At 41.0% G+C, this 7281-nt stretch carries 5 protein-coding genes and 1 pseudogene; 4 read left to right on the top strand and 2 right to left on the bottom strand.

The genetic code is table 11. The features are described from left to right. Window positions 1–146: 146 nt before the first annotated feature. The 4 genes and pseudogenes from VB715_RS22010 to VB715_RS20880 form a co-directional block, all read left to right on the top strand. Window positions 147–251 (top strand): annotated as a pseudogene (locus tag VB715_RS22010) (hypothetical protein); the annotation flags it as partial. Between the two features lie 21 nt (window positions 252–272). Then, entirely contained in the window at window positions 273–443 is a 171-nt protein-coding gene (locus tag VB715_RS20890; RefSeq protein ID WP_323303127.1) for a hypothetical protein, read from the top strand. Window positions 444–806: 363 nt separating this feature from the next. Then, window positions 807–2330, top strand: coding sequence for a photosystem II chlorophyll-binding protein CP47 (psbB, locus tag VB715_RS20885; RefSeq protein WP_323303126.1), 1524 nt, complete (start codon window positions 807–809; stop codon window positions 2328–2330). A gap of 85 nt (window positions 2331–2415) precedes the next feature. Continuing rightward, window positions 2416–3141 carry a sulfite exporter TauE/SafE family protein gene (locus VB715_RS20880; RefSeq protein ID WP_323303125.1) on the top strand — a complete coding sequence of 242 codons (726 nt, stop codon included), beginning with the start codon at window positions 2416–2418 and terminating at the stop codon, window positions 3139–3141. 11 nt (window positions 3142–3152) lie between these two features. On the opposite strand, the gene VB715_RS20875 is transcribed toward VB715_RS20880, so the two are convergent. Beyond that, window positions 3153–5411, bottom strand: coding sequence for a GumC family protein (locus tag VB715_RS20875; protein ID WP_323303124.1), 2259 nt, complete (start codon window positions 5409–5411; stop codon window positions 3153–3155). Window positions 5412–5479: 68 nt separating this feature from the next. Continuing rightward, window positions 5480–7195, bottom strand: a complete 1716-nt coding sequence (locus VB715_RS20870; RefSeq protein WP_323303123.1) for an ATP-binding protein — start codon at window positions 7193–7195, stop codon at window positions 5480–5482. Window positions 7196–7281: the final 86 nt, after the last annotated feature.

Here is a 7281-nt window from a genome sequence, read left to right as displayed (position 1 = left end):
AAATGACATTCTTGTAACCGTCCCTATGAAAACAGGCTAGTTAGACTAGGAGCCGGATGAGGTGAAAGTCTCATGTCCGGTTTTGAATGGGAGTTGTGGTAGGTGACTACCACTTCGACCCCTAATCTTGTCTTTCGAGTAAGTCGATGCTAGTTGATGATTTTCTGCAATTAAAACTAATTACTAAGATTTTTAGCATAAAATCTGACTCAAAGGGCTTGACTCTCCTTGAACTTCTAATTTCTGTCATAATTTTGGGCATTCTTGCCACTATGGTTATCCCTAGTTTATTAAGTCAAGCCGCTCGTTCTAGAGAGACAGAAGCCATCTCTAATTTAGCAGCAATTAATCGAGTTCAAATTGCTCATCGCTTTGAATATGGTACCTTTGGGTTAAATAGAGCCTACCAATACTTTCGATGTTGTCCTTTGTCGAGACAATGATCATAGAGAAGATGATTTAAAAAAGATTCGACCAAACTTAGAATTGCCAACATGGAAATGGATGTGTTTGGGCAATAGCACTCAAATTAGGTAAAATACCTCCCACTGGGCTGTCACTATAGGGAGGGCTTGCCAATTGAGAACAAGAGAACTACTAAAATTAAGACAATCACTTGCAATCGATCCTAACAATAGTTACACTTCTTTAAATAATTTTCACTTTCTTGGCATAATGAAGGTTAGCTGACTTTGGGGCCTTGATGGTTGTTAACCAGCGATCGCCCCCAAAGAATCATCCATAAGCCAACACCATAAGAAAAAAGCGTCTAAGTAGACATATTGTCAATAGGAGGAGCGTAGTCAATGGGACTACCTTGGTATCGAGTTCACACCGTTGTCCTGAATGATCCAGGACGACTCATTTCCGTTCACCTGATGCACACCGCTTTAGTAGCTGGTTGGGCAGGTTCCATGGCTCTTTATGAGTTAGCTATTTTTGATCCCAGTGACCCCGTACTCAACCCCATGTGGCGACAAGGGATGTTTGTACTTCCCTTCATGGCCCGTTTAGGGGTAACAGGTTCTTGGGGTGGCTGGAGTGTCACCGGAGAAACGGGAGTTAATCCTGGTTTCTGGTCTTTTGAAGGCGTTGCCGCCGCCCATATTGTCTTATCTGGTTTGCTGTTCTTAGCAGCGGTTTGGCACTGGGTTTTCTGGGACTTAGAGCTATTTGTTGATGCTCGGACAGGAGAACCCGCCCTTGACTTACCGAAGATGTTCGGGATTCACTTGTTCTTATCTGGCCTACTCTGCTTTGGTTTCGGAGCTTTTCACTTAACTGGACTTTGGGGCCCAGGAATGTGGGTATCTGACCCCTATGGTTTAACGGGCCATGTCCAACCCGTTGCACCAGAATGGGGGCCAGCAGGCTTCAACCCCTTTAATCCAGGGGGTGTGGTCGCTCACCACATTGCTGCGGGTATTGTGGGCATTATTGCGGGTCTATTCCACTTAACAGTAAGACCCCCAGAAAGGCTCTACAAAGCTCTGAGAATGGGTAACATTGAAACCGTACTCTCTAGCAGTATTGCTGCTGTGTTCTTTGCGGCTTTCGTGGTAGCTGGAACCATGTGGTATGGTAATGCCACCACTCCCATCGAATTGTTTGGCCCAACCCGTTATCAGTGGGATGGCAGCTACTTCCAGCAAGAAATTGATCGTCGTGTGGAAGCGAACTTAGCGGCAGGGGATAGCTTATCAGAAGCTTGGTCAAAAATTCCCGAAAAACTCGCCTTTTATGATTACGTGGGTAATAGCCCCGCTAAAGGCGGTTTATTCCGTACTGGTGCCATGGTTAGTGGGGATGGCATTGCCCAAGAATGGTTGGGACACCCCGTGTTTAAAGACCCTGAAGGTCGGGTATTAACCGTTCGTCGGATGCCTAACTTCTTTGAAACTTTCCCCATTGTTTTAACTGACGAACAAGGAATTGTTCGTGCTGACATTCCTTTCCGTCGGGCGGAGTCTAAACTCAGTGTTGAACAAAGTGGTGTCACTGTTAGTTTTTACGGTGGTGCTTTAGGGGGTCAAACCTTCTCTAATCCGGCTGAGGTGAAGCAATTTGCTCGTAAGGCGCAATTAGGGGAACCCTTTAACTTTGACCGTGAAACCCTCGGTTCTGACGGGGTATTCCGTACCAGTCCCAGAGGTTGGTTTACCTTTGGACACGCGGTATTTGCTTTATTGTTCTTCTTTGGCCACATCTGGCATGGTTCTCGGACTCTCTACCGTGATGTATTTGCGGGTATTGATCCCGATCTTGAAGAACAAGTGGAATTCGGTTTGTTTGCTAAAGTGGGTGACTTGAGTACCCGTAAAGAAGCTTAAGGCTATCTCTTTAGTAACAAATAATTGTTAATCTAAATTTTTGAGAGTCAAGGTAATTTATCCTTGACTCTTATTTTGTAAAAATATGGATCATTTATTGATTTCTTTAATTATTTTTTTAGGGGTGTTTATTCAAACGCTGTCCGGGTTTGGGTTAGGTTTGGTCGTGATGCCTTTATTAACGCAAGTGATAGATGTAAGTCTTGCTGCCCCTTTATTGGCTTTAATTGCGTTAGTTACTTTGTTGACTCTTTCGATTTTTTATGGTAAAAACTTTGAATTTACCTCTATGTCTAGGTTAATTATTACTTCTAGTGTAGCCATTCCTTTCGGGATATTTTGTCTGAAAAATCTTAATGAAACGATTACCCTGACCTTTTTGGGCATTATAGTTTTAAGTTACGGTTTTTATTCCTTATTTGAGTTTCCTTTTCCTTTAATTAGTTCTCCAAAATGGGGCTATGGATTTGCTTTTTTCTCAGGATTATTGTCAGGAGCCTATAATACAGGTGGGCCACCCATTGTAATTTATGCCACTTGTTGTCGCTGGCCACCTGAACAGTTTAAAAGTAATCTCAATGTTTTCTTGTTATCTAATGTGATTGTGGTTTTGATTAATCATTTAATTCAGCATAATGTTAAGCCCGAAGTTTGGCAACTTTTCATCACTAATATTCCCACAATATTAATAGGTTTATTAGCAGGTTTTTTGACCTCTAAATTTATTGATTTTTTACTGTTTCGTAAATTAGTTCTGCTACTCTTGATTATTATGGGTAGTCAATTAATCATCAAAGTGCTGCTATTTTAACAACTCCCTGGTTAGATTAAATGGTTAACAACGACTCCCATTAAAGGTAGGTTGAGAGATTGTATTTCTTTGACAGCTTTTTTAGCAAGAGATTGAGACGTTTTCTTAAGGGCAACAACCATTAACATTCCCTCAGCTTTTTTAGCCATAAATTTTAAATCGGAACTGTCTAGGAAAGGAGGGGTATCGTAGATGACTAAATCATAGGTTTTAGCCAATTCTTCCATGAGATTATCAAGTTGTGGCGACCAAAGTCGTTTGGTTGTTTGTCCCATTGACTCCCCTGCTGTCAAGATTGATAAATTCTCGATATCAGGGACATCTTGAATAATTGCCTGGGGTGATACTCGATCTTTAATAACCTGAATTAGTCCCTTGTAATTAGAAATATTTAATAAATTGTGGAGTTGAGGATTAGAAAAATTTGTATCGACTAATAACACCCGTTGACCATTGTTTGCCGCACTAATGGCTAAATTTAAAGCAACTGTTGATTGACCATCTTGCGGTTCAACGGAACAGACCATCAAAGAACGAATGGTTGAAGATTGCAGCAAATATAATTGGGTATAAAGACGATCAAAGGCTTCAAGAAAAAGAGACTCATTCGGGATAGTTAATACCTCATCATGAAGATATTTTTTTTGAGCTTGATCTTTGGTTGCCATTGACTTAGCGTTAATATCTGGTAAAGAGGCTGACAATGAGGAAAACTCTGGCGATAAAGCCGTACGATCATCTTTAGGTATCTCACCCAATAAAGGCAGAGAAAGAAGATCTGAAACATCATCCGCTGTGTAAAACATATTCTGTCGTTTTTCCCAGCCAATAGCTAATCCCATACCCAACAATAATCCACCCATGAACCCTGCGAAAAGTTTCTTTTTGCTATCAGGAGGATATCCAATGGGGTCTCCATTTTCGTCAAGGGGAATTTGCGGCTTAGAAATCAATTGCCAAGGAAGTTCTTGAGCCGATTCAACTTCCAGGGTTTCTCGTTGTAGTAGTAGTTTATTGAGAATATCTTGAGTCAACTGAATCTGATTTTCAAGATCACTGTATTCGTTAATGAGATTAGGGTAGCGTTTAACTTGTTGTTCCCGTTGTTGCTTAGCGGGTTTAATGGTTTGAAGTTGACTTTCTAGGAGCTTAACTTGATTACTGGCCTCTAATAATTGTTGGATTAATTGTAACCGAGTGGGATCATGAAAACTTAGGGCCGGCGAACCTGGAGAAACTGATAAAGAATTTAGAGTAATAATTTCTTGAGTTTTTTGATTGAGTAAAGTGAGGACATTTTGTCGCTTATCTTGTAAATCTTGAAGTTGGGGACTGCCATCAGTAAACGTAGCTGAAGCGACGGCAATTTGACTATCAAGTTCTTGGAGTTGGGAGAGTAAAGCCATGCGACTCGGATCTTGACTTAAGGTAGCGGCAGCAAAGGCTTCCTCTGGGGATAAATTTAATTGTTCTTGTAAGGAATTTACTAGTTCTTTCTGGGCTTGAAGTTGGATTTCTGTCGTTAATAGCTGACTTTCTAAGGTGCTAATTTGGTTAAGAACTTCATTGTTTTTTGGGGTTGGATCGATTAATTCGTAGGTTTGTCGTAGCTGTTTTTGTTTAGTTTTGAGATCCCTTAATCGTTTTTGTAAATCGGGAAGTCGACCGTCAATAAATTTTACCCCTGCTTTAATATTAGTTTCTCGATCCTCCGCACTATACTTCACAAAAGTCTCTGCTGCCGTTGATAGAATTGTTTGAACTTCTTTAGGATTTTCTCCCGTATAGTAGACTTGGAAAATTTTCGTCTCCCCGCCCCTTCCTTCTAAAGCCGCTCGTTCAACTTTCAGATTTTCCCGTAAATCTTTCCATATAGCTGGAACAGGACGAGTTTTTTCTTTTTCATAAACCTCCTGAGCAATTTTGAAGGTCATCCCAGGACTCTTAAGAAAAACTAAATTAGTAGGATAATCCAATTCAAACATATCTTCACGGGGAACCCCTTGTGTACGAGTTAGGGTACTAGGATTCGTTAATTTTGCACTGGCACTAATGGGTTCAACCAGCAAAAAAAAGTTTCCCGTGTAAGTATAAGGATCTTTGGTACTATACAACCAAGCGGCCAAAGTTGTTAAACTGGCTAACCCTGCAATTAGCCAAACTTTTCTCAGACAAATTCGTAAATAAGGACGAAAATTAAACCCCTTTGTTCCAGAGGGACTGACATCTTCAAGTTGTTCTTCTGGTAGATTAGGTAATGATACACTCACAGATCTGTTCAACTCATTAACTCATTATATTGTCTCGATTTTAGCACTCCGTTTATCAAGAATTGGTCTTATCCATCATGGGATGTTACTGTTTTGAGAACTGGCATTTGTTCCAAGGCAACGGTAAAGGTGACGGTTGAGCCGAGTCCTTCTCCCATACTATAAAATTCTACCTGTCCCCCCATCGCTTCTACCAGTTTCTGAGAAATAGCCAAGCCGAGTCCTGTTCCTCCATAGGCTTTGGTATGGGAACCATCGACTTGGACGAATTTTTCAAAGAGTTTTGCTTGTTTATCAAGGGAAACTCCAATTCCTGTATCAGCAACGCTGACTTTAACTAACCCAGGAAATTCTTGCTCCTGAAAAACAATTTTCTTTTTCGTGATTTCTGCACTCACTTCAATACCCCCTTCATGGGTAAATTTAATGGCATTACTGACTAAATTGAGCATTACCTGTAAGAGTCGTTGATAATTCCCATAAACCATGATCGGAGTGAGAGTCTGGGGAAGTTTGCTGCGAAAACTCAAATTTTTGCGTTGTGCTTGGGGCAGAGTAAAATTATCAATGGCTTGAAATAACTCGGCTAATGCGATCGCACCAAGTTCTAAGTCCATTTTACCCGCTTCAATCTTAGCAATATCGAGAATATCATTAATAAGATTTAATAAGTGTAAAGCAGATTTATGGGCTTCTTCGAGAAATTCTTGTTGTTCTTCGGCATCATCCGCCATGCCATCTAAACTGAGTTTAAGAAAGCCAATAATCCCATTGAGGGGTGTTCTTAATTCATGGGTGGTGCTGGCGAGAAACTCACTTTTGAGGCGGGAAGCTTCTTCCGCCGCTAAAGTGGCTTGTTCGAGTTCTTGATAGAGGGTGGCGTGGGCAATGGCCGTTCCCACCTGATCGGCTAATTCTTGGATCAGTTCTAGTTCTGCGGGATACCAATAACGACTGCGATCGCATTGTTGTAAACAAATTAACCCATTGCGTTGATTTTGATAGAAGGTAGAGACAATTAATACGGATTGAATTTGATGACAATTATCAGTCAATTCTTCAATAATGATCGCTTCCCGTTGGGTTAAAGCCTGTTCCCACCAAGGTTCCGTTAGGGGATCAAAGCGATAACCTAACTGAGATGAACAACAAGGTTGACGATATTCGGCCTTGACTTCTAAATATTCTTGGTTTGGGGCGATCGCTATCATTAAACAGCGACTTACTTGTAGGGCATCTCCCAAACTATCAACGGTTTGTTGCCAGATAGTTTCCAAATTCAGGGTGCGACGAATTTTGCGGGCAATTTTAGTCAGTAGGGTTTGATAAGGATCGGGATGAGTGGGTAAGGCGGAATTATTAATTAAGCTGTGATCAATGTCTAGTAAACGATGGCCCATCACCAACACCGTGGTAGCTTGTCCTTGTTGAGTCAAAATGGGACTGATCACCAATTCTAAAGGAAAGGATTGACCTTGATATTCAAATAGACAATAACATTGTTCAGGGATACGTCTTTCTAAAATTCGTCGAATTCTCTCATAATAAGCATCAGGTAAAGCGGGCTTCAGACTCTGTTCAGGAAAAAAGCCAACAATGTCCGAAGAGTCAATGCCTAAACTTTCCCCTAACTCCCAATAAAATGATAAATATTTACCTGATCGATCTTGAGTAAAGACCAATTCAGCTTGCAGTGTTGGCCACGGAGAAGGGTTCGGTAGATCTTGAGCCGACATCTCACTGTTTTGAATAGAAAGATTTTGTAAATTTACCAAAGAACTCATGGGTCAGTATAGGGAATAGAGGACTAGCGAGTGGCATGAGATCAAACATTCTTAGCAAGTAATTTTTTAACTTTTCATCCTGAGTG

The organism is Crocosphaera sp. UHCC 0190 (assembly GCF_034932065.1).
In the GTDB taxonomy this organism is placed as follows: domain Bacteria; phylum Cyanobacteriota; class Cyanobacteriia; order Cyanobacteriales; family Microcystaceae; genus UHCC-0190.
This window is presented reverse-complemented; position numbering and strand designations above follow the sequence as displayed.